Origin of the sequence: Acinetobacter sp. PFS20, assembly GCF_052261015.1 — a bacterium.
Classification (GTDB): Bacteria; Pseudomonadota; Gammaproteobacteria; order Pseudomonadales; family Moraxellaceae; genus Acinetobacter.
The window spans coordinates 416,012-435,620 of the sequence record NZ_JBPVZE010000001.1; the positions used below are offsets into that span (position 1 = coordinate 416,012).

The window sequence follows — 19,609 nt, forward strand, 5'->3', positions numbered from 1 at the left end:
CGAACAAGTGATGATTTATCGTAATCAAATCGTATGGGTTTTATCTCATTGCAGTACAAGCTTTATTTTTAACAGTAAGATCACCACTTCATCTTTTGATTCTGGTTGGGGAGATTTATCCAAAATGAAAACCATACACATTTTATGTATTGCGACCTCTATGTTGGCTTCATCAACCTTATTTGCAGAAACAACGCAACCACAACAAGTAGGTGAAACAACATCTAAAGCACAACCTTATGGTGATAACCCAAGTTTAGGTCGTGTATTGTTGTATAAAACTGGAAAAGGCATACAAAATTTAGGAGACTCTATTCAAGGAGCTTCTGAAAAAACCTCAAATAAAATTAGCGAAAAGTGGAAAAACACCAAAGAATTTACAGCTGAAAAAGCAGAAGTCGTTCAGCAAAAAGCAGATACAGCCAAAGCTTTTACAGAAAATAAAATAGATCAAGCGAAGCAAAATATTACCAGTAGTCGAAACGGTGAAAATATCCCAATTGAACAAGGTGAGCTAAGTAAATCGAGCACAACAACTAACTAATTTGCTAGGACAGCGCGATAAATTCGCGCTTTTATAAATACAGATATTCATTTAGAACTATTGATCATCAACTATAAAGAGCTAGGAATCTGCCTTATGAATAGTCAAAAACTTCTCTTTTCAACACTATGCTGCTTAGCATTAACTGCATGTGCAACCTCTGCACCGCCTTCTTCATCTTATTCTCAGGCACAAGTTTTAGAGCAAGATACCAATATCGAAGCTTATCCATCAACTACAGGTAATGTAGCCAAACTCATTAAACAAGATAAGCAAGCTTGTATGATTGAATTTACGGGATATTTAGGGGGCGGACACGTTACTGAACACTGGGTATTTAATGATAAGGGTCTGATTTCAGCTACATCATTTACACAACAATACCCTGATGAGTCAGGCATATTAAATCAGGCAACAAACTCTACAACCAAAAGCTCAACGACTTTTAATATTCAAGATCCAGAAATTCAGAATAACTTCAAAAAACTCCAAAATAATTTTAATCCAGCAAATTTAGAAAAGTGTCATTAATACTTTTCATAAAAAGCCCGTTGCAAAAGCTATCTCCTGCAACGGGTTATAGCTATTTTAAAAATTTCTTGGACCTAATTTAAAAAATTATAAATAAGCTATTAATTAATGGTTAAACCATTTGTTGCTGCCAGTAAATCAATACGCGGGAAAACCAAGCCCGTTCTTGAATCAGTAATTGGTTTACCTGTCGTTTTTAAACGGCTGATGGTTTGATCAATACTTTCTGTTGGACTCACGCTATTCGCTCGTAATAAAGCAATTGCACCGGCCACATGTGGTGTCGCTTGAGATGTACCTCCCATAGTGTAGCCACCTGCCGTAATCATTGCGCCCGGTGCTAATAAAGTCACAAGGCTACCACCATTACTGAAGCACGCTACTTTGTCTGCTGCTGTTGTTGGGTCAGAACATTTCACAGGATTCCCCCATGACACACCACCAATATTACTGTCATAAACAGCACCAACTCTTACTGCACCAGCAACACAGGCAGGAGATGAAATTCCATCTGAAAATGCATCATTGCCTGAAGCGACTACAGGTACCACACCAGCAGCTCGTGCATTAGCAAATGCCGTTCCATAACTGCTGTCGCTACACTCCGAGGTATATTTAACACCTGGTACGCCAAGGCTTAAGTTAACTGCTTTAATATTATAGGTTTGTGCATTATTTACAGCCCAGTTAATTCCTGCGAGGATATCACTATCATAAGCTGTGCTTACCCATTTACCTTGGGATCTGACCTTTCTAAAAACATCAATGCCTATAATTTTGGTCTTGGTGGCAACCTTAGACACAATGCCTGAAACATTACTACCATGCCCATCATCATCTAAAGCGCCATCATCTGGTGCACTATCAAATGAGTAAACAACGCGACAAGTATTTGACGGTGTATTTCCTGCCGTACAACCAAAATCAGAATGAAGATAATTCACCCCTGTATCAATCACTGCCACACTAGAGCCTTCACCAGTGAAACCATTAGTATTTGCTTGTGGTTGATTAATTAAAGGTAAACTTTCATTGGTCGTGGTTTGATTAATACGATTTGGATAAACCGCTTTAACATTCGGATCATTGAGCAAAGAGACCAAAGCTTCGCGGTTACTAATCCGATAAAAAGCTAAAGGCAAATTATTGTAGTCCCGAAGTACTTGAACACCACCAGCACGGTTAAACCTTGCCTGTAAATTTTTCTTATTTGTTGCAATATAACTTCGCCGTTCTAACCCGGAAGGCACGCTCACCGAAGCAATATTGTATTCAACAATTAAATCATTCGAATCATTATTAACCAAGGCATCTAAATCGATTTTACCCTGAAATACTTTTTGTTTTGCTGCCTGATTTAATCGCTGTTTAGCACCTTTAGAATCTAAAGGAAGAGCTGATGCAGTTGTACTTAAAATCGTACATAGACCTAATAGAAATAACGTTTTACTTTGCATTATTTTTCTCCGTAGTTTTTCAACTAACAATTTACTTATTTCGCTTTTATTTCATTTGCTGGATCTTTTTCTGGATCAATCGGTTGAATTGAAGGATCACTTTTTGTGTCATAAAAAGGAACAGTATCAGCTGATACCGATTGTGGATGAGTTGAATGTTGAGATAGATTTTTAGGTTGAGTAGGCTCCTTAAGTTTAGAAAGAAAAGACGATGTGTCTGGTTGTGGCGAATTCGACTCATGTAAAGCAGAATTAAACACATCAGATGCACCACTTGTGGGCTTTAAATAGAGAACAACGGCGATCAAGCCGACGATTACAAGAAGGGAAGCAATAATTTTCATCTGTCATATCTCTGTTTTTTTGTTTATAGATATCTATTTTTATTTTTGATTATTTGAAATAAAGCATCATTTCTTAATATATTTTTCATGTGAAAAATCTATTTAATGAAATACATAACCACTAAAAAGTTAAAATAACTTTATCCCGAATAAGCAAAAATACAGTTCTGCCCTGTACGTTTATATTTCTGGCAGAAGATGGTTCAAAAAAGTGCTAAAAAGCGCCTTATTCTCATAATAAGCAATAACTATGCCGTTTACTCCAATAAATAATGAGATTTACATCACATTTTAAGATATAGAGAACAAACTCGAAAAAACGAAATGAAAAAAATAAAAGACATTTTTTAAAAACTAAATAATAAGAACTAATTTTGCTTAATTAGATTTTCTAATAAATAAATGTTCTTTTTCACTTTATTATTAATTTTTATTAATCTCCACAATTCCTCCCTAGTCTGTTTACTCAACGTAACACTGTTGTAACGTTTTGATGAAGTCAGTTCCCAAGCCCATATTCCCTTGGCTATGATTCGTTTGCGTTTATGAAATACCTCACTAAAAGGGTATATTCTTTGAAGGATATCGCAATGAAAATGATGAAAACAGCTATCGTTACTGCAAGTGTTCTTGCTTCTGCTTCTATTTTTGCACAAAGTGCGGGCGTTAATGCAGATGCTTCTGCTCAAGTAAATGTACAACCGGGTGGTCTTGTTAGTGGCGTAGCCAATACAGTCAAAAATACTGCACACACTGTAGGTAGCACAGCAAAGCATGCTGGTCATGTCGCTGCTGACACTACAGTTAAAGCAACGAAAAAAACAACAGGAAAAGTGACTGAACTTTCTTCTAAAGCGGCAAATGGTACAAAACACATAGCAACTGAAGCTGCAACGGGTACCAAACACTTTGCTACTGAAGCTGCGACAGGTACTAAAAATGTAGCGACTAAAGCTGCAACTGGTACTAAACATTTTGCTACCGAAGCAGTAACAGGTACTAAAAATGTAGCGACTAAAGCTGCAAACGGCACTAAAAACCTAGCAGTTGAGGCTAAAGCTGATACAAAAGCAGGTTTTAATGCTGTAAAAACTAAAGTTGCTGGAAACCAAGCTGACCAAAAAGAATTTACTGCTGAAAAACAAGCTAATGCTCAAGCGCATGTAGATGCAGTAAAAACTCGTGTAGCTCAAAATCAAGCTGAGCAAAAAGAATTTGTAGCTGATACTAAAGCTGATGCCCAAGCACAGTTGAATGCAGCTCAACCAGCACATGCAATTAATGCTCAAACTGGTGTAAATGTTGGTGTTAACGTTGGCCCTGTTGGAGTTAACACAAACGCAAATATAAACGCTGGTGCTCAAACGTCTACACAAAAAGCTGAAAACAAATCTTGGGTTAAAGGTCTTTTCGGTACGAACTAATATCTTATAAATAAAAAAAGGGCAATGAATTGCCCTTTTTTTATTTCTTAAAAATCAAATGTTCAGCTGGTTTCAGTTAAAACCAAACCTGCACGTAAACCAAGTTTCACATTTGGATTTGGAAATAAAATCCAGACTTGATCTTGCTCAACAATATAATTGCCAGAAGGTTGAGTCGCAATGATTTCACCTTTGGTAAAAGTCGAGAAATTTGGTGCCTCAGCCGATAAATTCATCTGAAAATCTTCGTCTTTTTTAATTAAAGAGTCCGATACTTTAAAGACCCGAATTTTTGTTTTATTACGTGGTGGCAAGGCTTGCTCAGAAACCACATGACGAATCACTTCATCAATTGCAGCAAACTGGCTCAAGTCATTTTGTCCAAATGGTAAGGCTTTGCCTAACTCTAAAGTTGCGCTCGCAGCTTTAAAATTTTCACTGGTAAAATGCGTAAAGGTTTTACCGACCTCATTGTGGTAAACCAAAGCGTCCAAGTCAGCTGCTTCGAGGCTCGCTATCAAATCTGCATCATAAGCATGTGTTTGATAGGGAAATAAAGCAAACGTTGGTAACAATGAAGCACGAATTGCGGTGTGCAAATCATAGTGATAACGTTTTGCTTGGCTTGAGCTTTCCTGAAAAAAAGTCGTGACCACTTGCTCTAAAACTTCAGCACGTTTTGATTCTTCAGTCACAGGTAGAGTTTTATACCCACCACAAAACATTCGGTTTACATCATCATGCACATAGCGTTTCCCTTGACGCATTGCATAAGGGTTACCCAATACAAACAGCAACCTCACAGCAAGGTTTAAACGTCCCGCAAATAAATCTGTGCAAAGATGAGATAACAATTCAATTGGTGCTGTTTCATTACCATGTACTCCAGCTGACAGTACGACGGCTTTGTCGTACTGTGCATTTGGTGTACATTCAAGAATCCCCTCACCCAACCAACGCCAAGAAAAATTATCTTGTTTTCCTTCGCGGGTTTTAGGCTGCTCACCTTGCAAGGTTAATGCTAGAAAATCTTGCATGTCACCTCCTCATTATTTTTGGAAAGGATAAACCGTACCCAAACCTAAAATTTTGGTCAGTTCATCGAGTGCCATACGGCTTTCCATGAGTAAATGCGGATCAGCTAAATCTTCTTGTGCTAAACGATCACGATAATGTTTATCTACCCATTGATTGAGTGTGCCAAACAATTGATCGTTCATGAGAACTTTTGGATTTACAGCATTTAACTCAGTTTCGTTTAAAGCTACGCGTAAACGTAAACATGCCGGACCACCACCATTACGCATACTTTCACGTAAGTCATATACCTGAATAGCATCAATTGGTGTACCCATCTGAACCATATCGTTCAGATAACCCCAAACTGCCTTATTCTGGCGAGACTCTTCTGGTACAACAATGGTCATTCCGCCATCTGGACGAGTCAAAATCTGGCTATTAAATAAGTAGGTCGCTACGGCATCGTCAACGGTAACACGGTTTTCAGGGACTTCAATTGAAATAAAGTCTTCACCGATGCTTGCCATTTTTTGACGAATTTCAGCAAAAGCTTGATCTTGATTTAAGAATGCATGTTGATGATGGAATAAAACCTGTTGGTTACTTACCGCAATAACATCATTATGAAATACGCCCTGATCAATTACATCCGGATTTTGTTGAACAAAAACGGTGTGCGCATCATCTAATCGATGCAAACGTGCAATTGCTTCACTTGCTTCACGCGTCTGACGAGCTGGATAGCGTTTTGGTCCCGGTAAACCATTATTTAAATGTTGTTGACCATAAACAAATACTTGAACACCGCGCTTAGCATAATCACCACCTAAACGGTTGTGATTTGCTGCACCTTCATCACCAAACAAGGCCACTTGTGGTAAAGCTTCATGGTGTACAAAGTGGCGTTCATTTTTAAAGATCGCTTGTAGGACCTGACTTGTAGTTTCAGCTTCAATTGAACGGTGAAACTTATTGTTTAGGTTCGCTGCGGTAAAATGCACGCGTTCATCTTGGCTATCTGCCGAAGGTGAAACTGTTGCCGCATTTGCAGTCCACATTGGCGAAGCTGAACTTAGCGATGATAATAGTTCAGGTGAATGACGCATTGCTTGAGCAACTACGCTAATGTCATCTCCTGTAAAACCTAAACGGCGTAACATTGGAACATGTGGGCGCTCATGCGGAACAAGCACACCTTGTTTCATTCCCATGTCAGCCAAGGCCTTCATCTTTAGCAAGCCCTGTTTAGCTGCTAATTTTGGATTCGAGGCGTTATTACGGTTTTTTGTCGATGCTTCATTACCAAACGACAAGCCCGCGTAGTGATGTGTTGGTCCCACCAAGCCATCGAAATTTACTTCATATCCTTTCATTTTTCTTTCCCTAGTGTTTAAGGCAACACAATCCCTGGAGATAATTTTTCTGGTAAGGTTAAGCTGTCACTTTCAAGTGAAGCCATTGGCCAAGCACAATAATCAGCTGCATAAAAGGCACTTGCGCGATGGTTACCAGATGCTCCGACACCACCAAACGGTGCAGCACTTGAAGCACCTGTTAATGGCTTATTCCAGTTCACAATACCGGCACGCGCTTCAATAAGTACTTGATCAAACAGTTCACGTTTTGGTGAAACCAAACCAACAGACAAGCCAAAGCGAGTTGCATTCGCAATTTTTAATGCTTCATCAAAGTTGTCATAACGTTGAATCGTCGTAAGCGGACCAAAATATTCTTCATCTGGAATATCTGTGACGCCTGTTACATCAACAATGCCTGGAGTAAGTAACGAACTATCTTCTTGTGGACGCGTCATTGGCAACAAGCTTTTTGCGCCAAGCTCAAGCAATTTTTGCTGAGCAAGCATCATATTTGATGCGGCAACTGACGAGATAACGCCCCCCATAAATGGTTGTTGCTCATCGTTCCAACGACCAACTTTTAGATTTTTTGCAACTTCAACGAAACGTTGAATAAATGCATCACCTTCTGCGCCATTTTTTACCAAGATACGGCGTGCACATGTACAACGCTGACCCGCCGAAACAAATGCAGATTGAATAGTGAGATTAACTACAGCATCGACATCAATAATTTCATCAATAATCAATGCATTATTGCCGCCCATTTCAAGCGCAAGGATTTTCTCAGGAGCACCCGCCATTTGCTTATGCAAGTGATAACCCGTGTTTGCACTTCCAGTAAACAATAAGCCATCAATTTCATGTGAAGCAGCTAGCGCTTCACCAGTGGTACGACCACCTTGCACCAAGTTCATCACACCATTTGGCAAATCCGCTTGCTGCCAAAGTTTTACAGTTTCTTCAGCAGTCCAAGGTGTTAATTCACTTGGTTTAAATACCACTGTATTGCCTGCCAATAATGCAGGAACAATATGCCCATTTGGTAAATGGCCCGGGAAGTTATATGGACCGAAAACTGCAAGCACACCATGTGGACGGTGACGTAAAGAGGCTACGCCATCAGCCATTTCTGTTGAGCTTTCACCTGTACGCTGATGATAAGCACGAATTGAAATTGCAACTTTGCCAATCATTGACTGAACTTCAGTTAAGGTTTCCCAAAATGGCTTACTGGTTTCTTGGCTAATGACTTCTGCTAAATGCTTTTTATTTTCTTCAAGCAAAGCCGCGAATTTTTCAACAATCGCTACACGTTCGGCAAGTGGTAAACGTGCCCATGCTGGAAATGCAGTACGCGCTGCCTGACAAGCTTGCTCTACATCAGCAGCAGTTGCTTCAGCACCTGACCATACAGTTTGGTTATTAACTGGATTTGTTTTTTCAAATGTTGTGCCGCTGCCTTGTAACCAGACACCGTTTATAAATAAAGATTTTGACATCAGGAAACTTCCATTGGATTTAGTGATAACACACGAACAACGTGACCTTCTTGTACACCGAGTTTTTCAGCTTGTTCATGTGTTAAATTTATAGTGTTATCAACAAGATCAAGCTTCATCAACATTGCCTTATAGTCATGATAATTATCATTGGCAACGAGATATTGGGTCTTACCGACCGCAGCATCACTTGTAATTTTGACGTTTAAAAACTGACTTTCTTTTACTGCCCGTAATTCATCAATATTGGCTTCAATGGTTGGACCCGCATCAAAAATATCGACATATCCTTGATAGCGTAAGCCTTCTGACTCAAGCACATGATAAGCAGGCAAAGTTTGTGGATGCATTTTTCCAATCACCTCTTGCGCATCTTTCGGCAAGAGATCTACATAGACTGGGAAACGTGGCATAAGCTCTGCAATAAATACTTTTTGCCCAATTCCACTCAAATAGTCTGCTGTTGAAAAATCCATATTAAAGAAATGGTGACCAATCGCATCCCAAAATGGAGAACATCCATTTTCGTCTGAGAAACCACGCATTTCAGCAATTAACTTTTTCTCGAAATATTGCTTAAAGGCAGCAATAAACATAAAACGGATTTTCGATAAGAATTTACCGTTTTGGTTTTCACGACGCTCTGGATCTAAAAATAATGTACAGAGTTCACTACTACCCGTTCTGTCATTACTCAAAAATAAGGTAGGTAGTGACTTATAAACGTTTAATGCTTTTGAAGCATGTACTTGAGTACCAACATGAAAGTTGTACCAAGGCTCAATGAGTCCTACAGCAACTTCAATTGCGCTTAAACCAATAACACGTTGAGCTTCTGTATCTTCAAGAACAAACAGATAGCCTTGTTCACTTTTATGGACATTGCCATTTAAAGTATTGCGAGTACGTGAAATTCGAGCCGAAAGTGTATCCATATTTTGTGGCAAGGAAGTCAGGCCTACACCCGACTTACCCGCTAATTTATAAATATCTTCAAGGTCTCGAAACTCGGCATGACGGACGATCATCATGGCTAGCTTTCCTTTTTTTTATTTAGCCAATTTTGCCAACGCTCTTTTTAAACGAGCAATCCCTTCATCAATATCTTGTTCAGGAATGATAAGCGACGGAGTAAAACGAACCACATTCGGGCCTGCAATTAAAGCAAGTAAACCTTCTTCACCCGCCCAAGTCGTAATATCTTTAGCTTTCCCTGCATACTCAGCTTTTAATTCACAGCCAATCAATAAACCTTGACCACGAATTTCTTCAAAAATCTGATGTTCAGCGTTTAATGCATTTAGTGCATCGAGGAAATATTGATGACGATGTTTCACACCCTCAAGTACTTCAGGCGTATTAATAAATTCGAATACTGCACCTGCAACCGCACTTGCTAACGGGTTACCGCCATAAGTCGTACCATGTGTACCCACTGAAAAATGCGGAGCAAACTTATCTGTTGTTAACATTGCACCCACTGGGAAACCACCACCTAATGCTTTTGCAGTCGTTAACACATCTGGAATAACGCCAGAGTTCATGTAGGCATACAGTGCACCTGTACGGCCAACACCAGTTTGCACTTCATCAAAAATAAGTAAGGCACCAAATTCATCACACAGTGCACGTAAACCCTTTAAAAATTCGATGTCAGCAGGAATAACGCCGCCTTCACCTTGGATCGGCTCAACAATGACTGCACATGTTTGCTCATTAATCACCGCTTTTGCAGCTTCTAAATCGTTAAAGGCAACATGGTTAATTCCGTTTGGAAGTGGTGCAAAGTCTTGTGAATATTTAGGTTGACCACCGGCTGAAACGGTAAATAAGGTACGGCCATGGAAAGCATTATTAAATGCCACAATGCCACTTTTGCCAGCAACGCCGCTGTCTAAACCAACTTTACGAGCTAGTTTTAATGCAGCTTCGTTGGCTTCTGCACCTGAGTTACAGAAGAAAACTTTGTCTGCAAATGTATTTTCGGTAAGTTGTTTTGCAAGGCGTAGAACGGGCTCATTTGTATAACCGTTACCAACGTGCCAAAGTTTTGTTGCTTGTTCTGTTAAAGCATTTACTGCCACTGGATGCGCATGACCTAATGCGTTTACTGCAATCCCGCCTGCAAAATCAATATATTCTTTATTTTCTTGATCCCAAATACGTGAACCTTCACCACGTACCGGAATGAAATTTGCCGGTGCAAAAACTGGAACCATCCAGTCGTTAAAGTTGCTTCGAGTTACAGAAATTGGCTGTTCCATGCTTACCTCAGTATTTATTTAATATATTCGATAACACTTAATTTTGAATAATTCAGAAAAAGGGGCTGAACAAATAACCCTATAACATCCTTAATATTTGCTCAGACCACTTTTCCTAAAAGTAATTTCCGCAGATTAGCCTGGGAAAATACCACGCTCTTTACGAGCTTTTAAAATACGCTCACATGCCAAGATGTAAGCTGCTGTACGTAAAGTACAAGCGTTGCTGTTCGCTGTGTTCCAAACGTCATCCATAGCTTGAACCATCAATTTGTCTAAACGCTCATTGATTTCTTCTTCAGTCCAGAAGTAGCTCGCCATGTCTTGAACCCATTCGAAGTAACTTACAGTTACACCGCCGGCGTTACATACAACGTCAGGTACTACAACAATGCCACGCTCAACTAATACGTCTTCAGCTTTAGGATAAGTCGGGCCGTTTGCGCCTTCTAAAATCAACTTAGCTTTAAGTTTTTGAGCACGCTCAACAGTGATTTGACCTTCCAATGCAGCAGGAACAATAATGTCAACTTCTGCTGTCCAGAAATCTTCATCAGCGATTGATTGCGCGCCAGCGAAGCCGCCAATACCGCCTTGATTTGCATTTACGTGATCACGTAAAGCTTCAAGATCAATACCATCAGCATTGAAAATAGTGCCTGTATGGTCTTGAACGTGTGTAACTTTCGCTTTTGATTCAACAAATAAGAAAGCAGCTTCACTACCTACGTTACCAAAACCTTGAATAGCGATTTTCGCACCTTCAATTGGTAAGTTGATTTTTGCAGCTACTTCACGACCTGTAACAAATACACCACGACCAGTCGCTTTTACACGACCTAAAGAACCACCTAAGTGAACTGGCTTACCAGTTACAACACCAGTTACTGTGTAACCTTGGCTTGTAGAATAAGTATCCATCATCCAACCCATGATATTGGCATTTGTACCAACGTCTGGAGCAGGGATATCTTTTTGAGGCCCGATAATGTGACCGATTTCAGTCGTATAACGACGAGTTAAACGCTCTAATTCACGATTAGATAATTTACGTGGGTCAACACGGATACCACCTTTTGCACCGCCAAATGGCAAGTTCAAAACAGCAGTTTTAATTGTCATCCATGCAGACAACGCCATAACTTCGTTCAAATCAACATTCGGATGGTAACGAACACCACCTTTACCTGGACCACGAGACAAGTTGTGTTGTACACGGTAGCCTTCAAAGTGCTGAATAGAACCGTCATCCATTACAATTGGCACGTCTACAATAAGTGCACGTTTTGGACGTTTTAAAGTGTCGATAAACTCAGCCAAATGGTCTAAGTACGGAGCAACACGGTCAATTTGTGCCAAGTAGGTTTGCCATGCATCGCTGTGTTCGTTTACGTATGAAAGATCTGACATCTTTTTTCCTATATACCTTCATAGACTCAGATTTGATAAATCTGTAATCTTTATTATTTAGCAACTAAAACCCTGAAATAACAGCGCCTTAGTTTATTTACTAAATCTTTTGCTCTTCTAAAGCATCAGATTTTTTAAATTCCATTTGTTGGTACGAAAAGTACGATCTACTTTTATATACCGATATCTTTTACAAGTTTTCTTTTGTCTAAATTGCTGTTTATAAAAAGAGTTTTATAAAAGCAAAAAACTAGCCACAACCCACTAAAACCAGCCGGCTGAAATATAAATACAAAAGAAGTGACATAACCGTTTGGGAGTTAAAAAGAACTATGATTTACAAAAACCATGAGTCCATAAAATTTTTTTGACTAATCGATAGATCCCTCCATTAGTCTTTTTAAAATAAACTTTGTTCAATAATCCTACAGATTAATTATTTCCACACATACTGCTTAAAATTAAGCCGCAACATAGATATAAAATCTTCCAATAAATATAGCATAGAGCAAGCTCATTTAGAACATTTTAAAATAAATAAGAAGAGAAAAAATAATCAAATCGCACTGACATTTATAATAAAAAAACAACAAATATTAAAAAATCCTTAACTTTAATAAAAAAATATTATAGAAAACACACAACCATAAATACAAAAAATGTAAATATTTTTATTAATATATAACAACAACTTAATAAATTTTAATTTTTAAAAAACTATCAAAAAATTATCTATTCTTCACATTAAATCCATATTACTCTCATTCAATCCCTATATTCCAAAAAACTAAAAACAGCTCTTTATTAAATAACAAGACTAAACATAGACTTAATCAAATATTTATAATAAATAAATATTAATAAAAATCCGATCAATGGTAAATTTATAAAACAATATTTGTTTTTATGATCAAAAATAAAAATTCATTTTTAAAAAAAATATATAAAATCCCCCTTTTCTAATTTCCTACAGGCAATAAAAAAGCCCCAAATGGGGCCTTTAGACTATGCTTCAGAAAGCATATCTTTGCTTAGCTCTACACCGCATCTTTCTTGTGATAAAAAATGAAGTAGCTCGCATAACACACAAGAATGAAAACAATACAACAGATGAAGCCAACCTGCATCGAAGGATCAAATACCATACTAATACAAGTAATAGCACAGAACAGACCACCCACGATTGGAGTCAAAGGAAATAAAGGAGCAGCAAAACGCAAATCTTTTGCAGTTTTACCAGATTTATACCACTGTCTACGGAAATTAAATTGAGATACGCAAATTGCAATCCACACTACAACCATGGTGAAGGCAGCAACACCCAATAAATTCTTAAAAATAGTTTCAGGTGCAAATTGTTCTGAAAGTAAACCTGGTATAGCACCCAGCATTGTAACCACAATAGCTACAATAGGTGTTCCTGAAGGTGTAAGTTTAGAAAAGATTTTTGGTAATTGGTTTTTTGCAGAAAGCGACCACATCATACGTGAAGCAGCAAATAAACCAGAATTTGCAGCAGAGAGTAAAGCCGTAATAATCACAAACCGAATAATATCTTCGGCATATGGGATACCAATATAATTAAACACAGTCACAAATGGACTATTACTCACCTCATTGCCACTCAAACCAGCAAGCTGAAATGGTAACAATGAACTAATTACAACAATTGTGCCGACAAAGAAAATCAGTAGTCGCCAAATAGCAGCATTGATTGCTTTAGGAACTGTCTGTGCTGGATTCTCTGCCTCCCCAGCTGCAACACCAATTAATTCTGTACCCGAAAACGCAAAATTAACAATCAGCATGGTTGCAAAAATTGGAAATAAACCATGTGGGAACCAGCCTTGGGCAGTTAAATTACTAAACAACGGCGCAGTTTCGTGCCCGTGATATGGAATAAATCCAAAAATCGCCAGCAAACCCAACCCAATAAAACAAATAATCGTGACAACTTTCACAAGTGCCAACCAAAACTCTGACTCGGCAAATAATCGCGTTGAACTGATATTAATGAAAAAAACTAAGGCACCAAAACATAATGTCCAAGCCCAAACAGAAGTAGAGGGAAACCACTCACGAACCAGCAAAGCTGCTGCGGTAAACTCTGTTCCTAAAGTCGCGGTCCAAGTTAACCAATATAACCAAGTGATCATATAGCCTGTACCCGGACCAATATAGCGACGAGCATACTCACCGAATGATCCTGATTCTGGTACATGTACCGCAAGCTCACCAAGACATAACATCACGGTATAGGCAATTAAACCGCCTAAAAAATAAGAAATAATTGCGCCAATTGGGCCAGCTTGGGAAATTACATCACCCGACCCTAAAAAAAGACCTGTACCTATGGCACCGCCAAGGGAGATCATCACCAAATGTCGAGTACTCATTGCTCGTTTCAAAGGTGCAGAACTTCCATGTTGCGATGCATCATTATTCCGATAATTTAATGATTGCATATAAAAAACTGTAACGACAATTTAGTAAAAAATCATTTTAGGAGAAAAAAATAAATATGCAATTATCTTTGAATAGTGAACTTATTTTAAGCAGCCCCATCCTCTTTAAATAAAATAAATAACAAAAACATAATCTTATAGAAATACATCATTATTTATGTATTTTAATTAACCCAACACCATTTCTATAATTTATATATTAAGAAAACCCATTTATTTCAAAATATAGTATTTATATTCACCACTGGCTATATCTACTTTTAATACAATAAATATTCGCAGAACAAATGCACTATTTATTTAAATAATGAATTTCAAATTAATATACAAATAAGTTTATGAAAAAAAATTTTTTAAGCAAAAAATAAAGCTCAAACCTAAAGGTCTGAGCTTTATTTAACCACTATAAAGTTTTAAAAGCTGATTAAGGCTAGTTGTTCAGTCGGCTGAATTGAACCTTCTATAAATTCACACATCCCGTGTTCATCACAAGATAAATTTAATTGCTTATAGCTGATTGCAAAACAATCGGAATATTTTTTGACTACAAATGGGCTCATATCAGATGATAAAGGCTCGTTGTGCTTGAACAATTTAATAACTTTGCGATCATTCATTCCCAACAAATAATTTTCATTATTTAATTCAATGTGAACTACACCAGTGTGTTCAGCCACAATTGGAATCAAATAAGATTTATTCGCCAGCAGAACATCTAGAGCATAACTTTCAAACTTTGAATTAATGAGGTTGAATACCCAAATTGTGCCAAAGCTGGTCTGCAATCCTTCTTTATAATTCGCAGCATCCTGAACTCGCGGTACTTTAATACCTAACTTTTGAAAGTCTAGCTCAGTTGCTTGCTGTGTCTTTATCAGACTACGCGTAATAGCCTGTTTAAGGGGGTTATCAAAATAACGCTCATCAAGCTGAAAATCATTTTGGCGTAATATTTTTAACAACATGTCATCATGATGGGTAAGAACATGTGCAAGTACATTACGGAAGTAAAACTTACTTTGCTTTTTGACCTTGCGAACTTGTTGATAAAAATAAATTTCGTCAAATTCATGCTCAATAAAATCATGTAATAAACTTGAACTTGCCAATACAGACAATGCTTCATGACCAGTAAATGGCAAATGAATCGTATGTAAGTTTGGTAATAGCTCTTTTATTTTTAGATAATGTTCACGGTCAGTTGAAAAATAAGGGTCATAAACAATAACGTATTCACGCGCTGCATCGACATCTTGCGGCTGGATTTGCATGTCTTTATTTGCCACAGCATCGAAAAACTCGGCATAGCGTCGATCTTCAACCTGCTCAGGATCAATTGAATATTGAGGCACAAATGCAATCACACGATTCATATTCAATAAATTAGAATATTTGATTGCTGCATAGCCGCCCATCGAACCGCCATAACCCACAATATTTTTAAAGCCTTGTAGAATAGGCGAAATCGCTTTTGCCAGCTCAATCATGCTCGCTTGCGGAAACCATGATTTTTGTTTTGGCATTACCCCAATAATATTATATTGGTATTTAATTAGGGACTTTTCAGCATTGATAGATAAGCCACTCGCTCGGGTAATCAAATCGCCAAAAGAGAGAACCAATGTATTAGAATCGCCTGGTAAAAAAATGGCTCTAATGTGTTCGTCTTCAAAAATAATTTGCTTATCCATGCTCACACCGAAAGAAAATTTACTCCCACATACAACGTCAAAAATGAAACAAAATAGGTGTTTTGCCAATTTATGATTGCGGAGTATCTTATTTTATAGATGCCAGTCAGATTAAAAAGCGCAAAATATGACACAATCCTTACATCCTGCCGCTCAAAAAGGCTTCAGCTCAGCTGCTGAACTATATCAGCAAGTTAGACCTAATTATCCCGCAGAAATAGTAAGTTGGCTGCAAAATTGCCTACAAATACAGGAAAACTCTACTGTTATCGATCTTGGATCGGGTACTGGCAAATTCTTACCCTACTTAAAACAAACACATGCAGATGTTATTGCAGTTGAGCCAATTGGCGAGATGTTACAGCAGCTTCAACAAGTTTATCCTGATATCAAAACATTACAGGCTTTTAGCCATTCGATTCCTGTAGCAGACCATGAAATTGATGCCATTATTTGTGCTCAATCTTTCCACTGGTTTGACAACCTTGATACCCTAACAGAAATGTATAGAGTATTAAAACCACAAGGACATTTAGGACTTGTTTGGAATCAACGCGACGAGCGTAGGGATTGGGTGAAAGCCTTAGCTGATTTTCTACTTCCTCTTGAAGGAAACACGCCGCGTTACCATAGTGAAAAGTGGAAACGTGTGTTTGAACAACAAGATTTATTCGTATTTGATAGTCTACAAACATTTACACAGTCGCAATGCGGTTCTGTCGAACAAGTCGTGAGTAAACGTTTACTCTCTACGAGTTTTATTGCTGCAATGACCAAAAAAGATCAGTTACAACTCAAAGCACAGTTTGAAAAAATTGTTTATGATTTTACGGGATTAGGTCCTCAAGATCAGATTGATTTTCCATATGTCACATATGCATATCACTTTCAGAAAAGTACGTTACCCGTTAAATAATTAGTGAATAGGTTTGGTTGAAAGTTATGAAGAAGAAAACACCTCAAGTCATATTAATGTCTTTGCTTTGCTCTAGCCTATTACTTACTGCTTGTAAAAAAGCGGATGAGCCTGCTAAGACGGAACAACCGTCTGCCACTTCATCTACAGATCAGGTTTTAGAAAAACTAAATGAAAGACCTGTTAAGACGTTCCCTGCCACTGCTGATGATGCACACGATATTGCACTTTTAGAGGACTATGACCACCGCTTTACAGAAATGAGCGACGAAATGGAAAATGAGTTAGCAAAAATGCATGAAGCAGGAACACTCACAACAGATTTTGAGCAACAACGTACACTCGATAATGTGCGCTCTGCTCTAACCATGTTAAAAGATTTAGATTTAAAAACTGAGCAAGGTCGTTACATTCAGGGATTACTTTATCAATATTGGGAAAACCAAGAAAAACACTATAGTGATAAGCACGCGACTAAAGATGAACAGATCAATGATCTTGCCGACTATTTACAAGCGCAAAATCAATTAAAGTATTGGAAAGCATCGCAACAGAAATAAGTATTACTTTACTTATAAAAAAGCCTTCATATTTATGAAGGCTTTTTTCAAATTATATATTTTGCTTTTCAACCCAATGAATTGCCTGAACACGGAATAATTCACATGCACCATCACCCGTGTCGGTTGGCGTAAGTGAAGATTTCCAGACTAAGTTTTTGTCTTTAATCTCGACTAGATCCCCTTTTAGATAAACGAGATCACCACGTTTAACTTGTTTAATCTGCTGAGCAATTTCAGGGTTTGCAGGAATAATGTGCATGTTAGACACCATTTGCATTGCTTGCTCTGCTGGAACAGGTAATTTAGGAATTTTCCAGTTTAAATAACGGTCATATTGTTTCACTGAAATATGACGCGCGATTTCAGGCTGTGCAAACAATCCCCAACTTACTGCATAGTCGATAGGAGAAAATTTAGCTTGTTCATCATTTTGATAAACTTTTGAACCCAAGATTCTGAAATTGCCTTGAAAAGGTTGTAATACAGAAATAGATTGATCTTTTTCTATCGGGCTTAAACCATTGGCAATATTATATTCACTTGAGGTCGATGCAAATGCTGAACTCATGCCAATAGCAGTCAGTAAGCCCATCATCAAACGTTGTTTTTTCATCGTGTTACACCTCAAATATTGCTAGATCAAAGTGAATAGATCTTCAATTTATAATAGCTTTAAGCGATGAAAAAAATATCGAAATTTAGTAACAATACAGATCAATTTCGTCTATTTTTGTGCTGAATTAAACAGCTTGTTAATCTTCGAAATCTATTCTCAACGTTTCAAAACGAACCTTACCTTGTTGGACCGCTTGTGCAATTGCCTGTTGACCTTTCGTAAGTCTAGCTCCACCACTTTTTACATCGAGCAAAATAATATTGATGTCTTCTGCCGTACCATCGCCATCGCGAAAATCGGTATATCCATCAAAGATAATATAGTCCACCGGATCGCCCATGAATTTTGCATCGCTTGGTAGATACTGAAATTCAGGTAAAACCGGAGCAAATTGTTCTGCCATTTTTCCTTTTAACACCGCACGACTTGTATTTACACTTCTCTTTTGTGCTTGAGTAAGCGCTTGTTGATGCTCTAGTTCAAGTTCAGCAATATATTGCTCATATTCAGCCTTAATTCGTCCATTACGTGTATTTGATAAAATAAGAGTAGTGATAATGATGCCAATACCAGCACCAATAAGCATGGCAAGCCATACAGACATAAATTTTCCTTAAAAAGCGCGAATTAAGATTACAGATCTAATCATATCTAAAATAACGAAACAGCTTAAACTTTTGTCAAATGTGTTCATCTCCTTCACATAAAAAGATGCTAAGGTATAAAACATAAACAAATGTGCTGCTGAAAATAATTGGATTTATGAAAACGATACTTATTGCAAATCAAAAGGGCGGATGCGGAAAAACCATGACGGCCATTACGTTGGCAACAGCATTGGCACAAAAAGGATATAAAGTAGCATTAGCAGATTCGGACAATCAAAAATCGGCTTTACAGTGGTTAAAACAGCGCCCCGATGGTGTCGCAAAAATTCAAAGCCTCGACTGGCGTCATGAAAAATCAATTGGTGACGCGCCTAAAAATCTGGATTATTTAATTATTGATGCACCTGGTGCACTTTCAGGTGAACATGCTGAGCAACTGATTAGTGAAGCTCATGCCATTATTACTCCACTTCAGCCTTCATTTTTTGATATAGACAGTACTCGTCGCTTTTTGAAGCATTTACAAGATATTAAGCGCATTCGTAAAGGCAAAGTTCAGATTTTACTTCTTGCAAATCGCGTAAAACCAAACAGTGCCAGCTCAAAAGATATTCAACAGTTTTTTGAAAAAATTGAACAGGAACCTGTTGCATGGATTGCTGAACGCACTGCATATGGCAGCTTAGCAATGCAAGGCTTAAGCATTTTTGATAAGCCTCAAAAAAACTTTATTACGATTCAAAACCAATGGCAACCTGTTCTAAACAAATTAGTTGAAGATAAAGCTGAGTGGTTTTAAATAACTTTTAGTCTCTAAAAAGAGATGTATAAGGTTCTTTACATTGCGGCCTTAAAATTTGCCTCAGGTTATTTTTCAGTTAATATGACTTTATTCT

Annotated in this window: 18 protein-coding genes; 6 read left to right on the forward strand and 12 right to left on the reverse strand. The window is 37.9% G+C overall.

Annotated elements, in window-relative coordinates; all coding sequences use genetic code 11:
• The first annotated feature begins 124 nt into the window (after nt 1–124).
• Together ACS125_RS02035 and ACS125_RS02040 are read left to right on the forward strand one after the other, a co-directional pair.
• Nucleotides 125–544, forward strand: coding sequence for a hypothetical protein (locus tag ACS125_RS02035; RefSeq protein ID WP_013196750.1), 420 nt, complete (start codon nt 125–127; stop codon nt 542–544).
• A 96-nt stretch (nt 545–640) separates the two neighbouring features.
• Nucleotides 641–1,075, forward strand: a complete 435-nt coding sequence (locus tag ACS125_RS02040) for a hypothetical protein (protein ID WP_013196749.1) — start codon at nt 641–643, stop codon at nt 1,073–1,075.
• 101 nt (nt 1,076–1,176) lie between these two features.
• On the opposite strand, the gene ACS125_RS02045 is transcribed toward ACS125_RS02040, so the two are convergent.
• Complete coding sequence (locus tag ACS125_RS02045; RefSeq protein WP_443270271.1) at nt 1,177–2,532, reverse strand: S8 family peptidase; 1,356 nt, start codon at nt 2,530–2,532, stop codon at nt 1,177–1,179.
• Between the two features lie 35 nt (nt 2,533–2,567).
• Nucleotides 2,568–2,876, reverse strand: a complete 309-nt coding sequence (locus ACS125_RS02050; RefSeq protein ID WP_049837410.1) for a hypothetical protein — start codon at nt 2,874–2,876, stop codon at nt 2,568–2,570.
• 590 nt (nt 2,877–3,466) lie between these two features.
• Here ACS125_RS02050 and ACS125_RS02055 point away from each other — a divergent pair.
• Entirely contained in the window at nt 3,467–4,300 is an 834-nt protein-coding gene (locus tag ACS125_RS02055) for a hypothetical protein (protein WP_443270273.1), read from the forward strand.
• Between the two features lie 62 nt (nt 4,301–4,362).
• Here ACS125_RS02055 and astE read toward each other — a convergent pair whose 3' ends face one another.
• The 8 genes from astE to ACS125_RS02095 all read right to left on the reverse strand — a co-directional run bounded on the left by astE (nt 4,363) and on the right by ACS125_RS02095 (nt 16,010).
• Nucleotides 4,363–5,337, reverse strand: coding sequence for a succinylglutamate desuccinylase (gene astE, locus ACS125_RS02060; protein ID WP_443270275.1), 975 nt, complete (start codon nt 5,335–5,337; stop codon nt 4,363–4,365).
• 12 nt (nt 5,338–5,349) lie between these two features.
• A complete protein-coding gene (astB, locus tag ACS125_RS02065) occupies nt 5,350–6,693 on the reverse strand; it encodes an N-succinylarginine dihydrolase (protein WP_174731400.1) in 1,344 nt (447 codons plus the stop codon).
• A 17-nt stretch (nt 6,694–6,710) separates the two neighbouring features.
• Entirely contained in the window at nt 6,711–8,180 is a 1,470-nt protein-coding gene (gene astD, locus ACS125_RS02070; protein ID WP_443270277.1) for a succinylglutamate-semialdehyde dehydrogenase, read from the reverse strand.
• Entirely contained in the window at nt 8,180–9,211 is a 1,032-nt protein-coding gene (gene astA / locus ACS125_RS02075; protein ID WP_004789727.1) for an arginine N-succinyltransferase, read from the reverse strand. The genes astD and astA overlap by 1 nt, the downstream gene beginning before the upstream one ends.
• 18 nt (nt 9,212–9,229) lie before the next feature.
• Nucleotides 9,230–10,444: an aspartate aminotransferase family protein gene (locus tag ACS125_RS02080; RefSeq protein WP_005301100.1), complete on the reverse strand. Its 1,215-nt coding sequence runs from the start codon at nt 10,442–10,444 to the stop codon at nt 9,230–9,232.
• 135 nt (nt 10,445–10,579) lie between these two features.
• A complete protein-coding gene (locus ACS125_RS02085) occupies nt 10,580–11,854 on the reverse strand; it encodes a Glu/Leu/Phe/Val family dehydrogenase (protein WP_004789729.1) in 1,275 nt (424 codons plus the stop codon).
• Between the two features lie 1,037 nt (nt 11,855–12,891).
• Complete coding sequence (locus ACS125_RS02090) at nt 12,892–14,319, reverse strand: amino acid permease (RefSeq protein ID WP_004789730.1); 1,428 nt, start codon at nt 14,317–14,319, stop codon at nt 12,892–12,894.
• A gap of 413 nt (nt 14,320–14,732) precedes the next feature.
• Complete coding sequence (locus tag ACS125_RS02095) at nt 14,733–16,010, reverse strand: hypothetical protein (protein WP_443270281.1); 1,278 nt, start codon at nt 16,008–16,010, stop codon at nt 14,733–14,735.
• A gap of 127 nt (nt 16,011–16,137) precedes the next feature.
• Between ACS125_RS02095 and ACS125_RS02100 the strand changes: the two genes are divergently transcribed.
• Both ACS125_RS02100 and ACS125_RS02105 read left to right on the forward strand, forming a co-directional pair.
• Nucleotides 16,138–16,926 carry a class I SAM-dependent methyltransferase gene (locus ACS125_RS02100; RefSeq protein ID WP_443270283.1) on the forward strand — a complete coding sequence of 263 codons (789 nt, stop codon included), beginning with the start codon at nt 16,138–16,140 and terminating at the stop codon, nt 16,924–16,926.
• A gap of 26 nt (nt 16,927–16,952) precedes the next feature.
• Nucleotides 16,953–17,486: a hypothetical protein gene (locus ACS125_RS02105; RefSeq protein ID WP_151822873.1), complete on the forward strand. Its 534-nt coding sequence runs from the start codon at nt 16,953–16,955 to the stop codon at nt 17,484–17,486.
• 52 nt (nt 17,487–17,538) lie between these two features.
• Here ACS125_RS02105 and ACS125_RS02110 read toward each other — a convergent pair whose 3' ends face one another.
• Nucleotides 17,539–18,102 (reverse strand): hypothetical protein, encoded by a 564-nt coding sequence (locus ACS125_RS02110; protein ID WP_312823152.1) that lies wholly within the window; start codon nt 18,100–18,102, stop codon nt 17,539–17,541.
• 139 nt (nt 18,103–18,241) lie between these two features.
• Nucleotides 18,242–18,709, reverse strand: a complete 468-nt coding sequence (locus ACS125_RS02115; RefSeq protein ID WP_002116954.1) for a Holliday junction resolvase-like protein — start codon at nt 18,707–18,709, stop codon at nt 18,242–18,244.
• Between the two features lie 158 nt (nt 18,710–18,867).
• Between ACS125_RS02115 and ACS125_RS02120 the strand changes: the two genes are divergently transcribed.
• Nucleotides 18,868–19,512, forward strand: coding sequence for a ParA family protein (locus ACS125_RS02120; protein ID WP_013196737.1), 645 nt, complete (start codon nt 18,868–18,870; stop codon nt 19,510–19,512).
• Nucleotides 19,513–19,609: the final 97 nt, after the last annotated feature.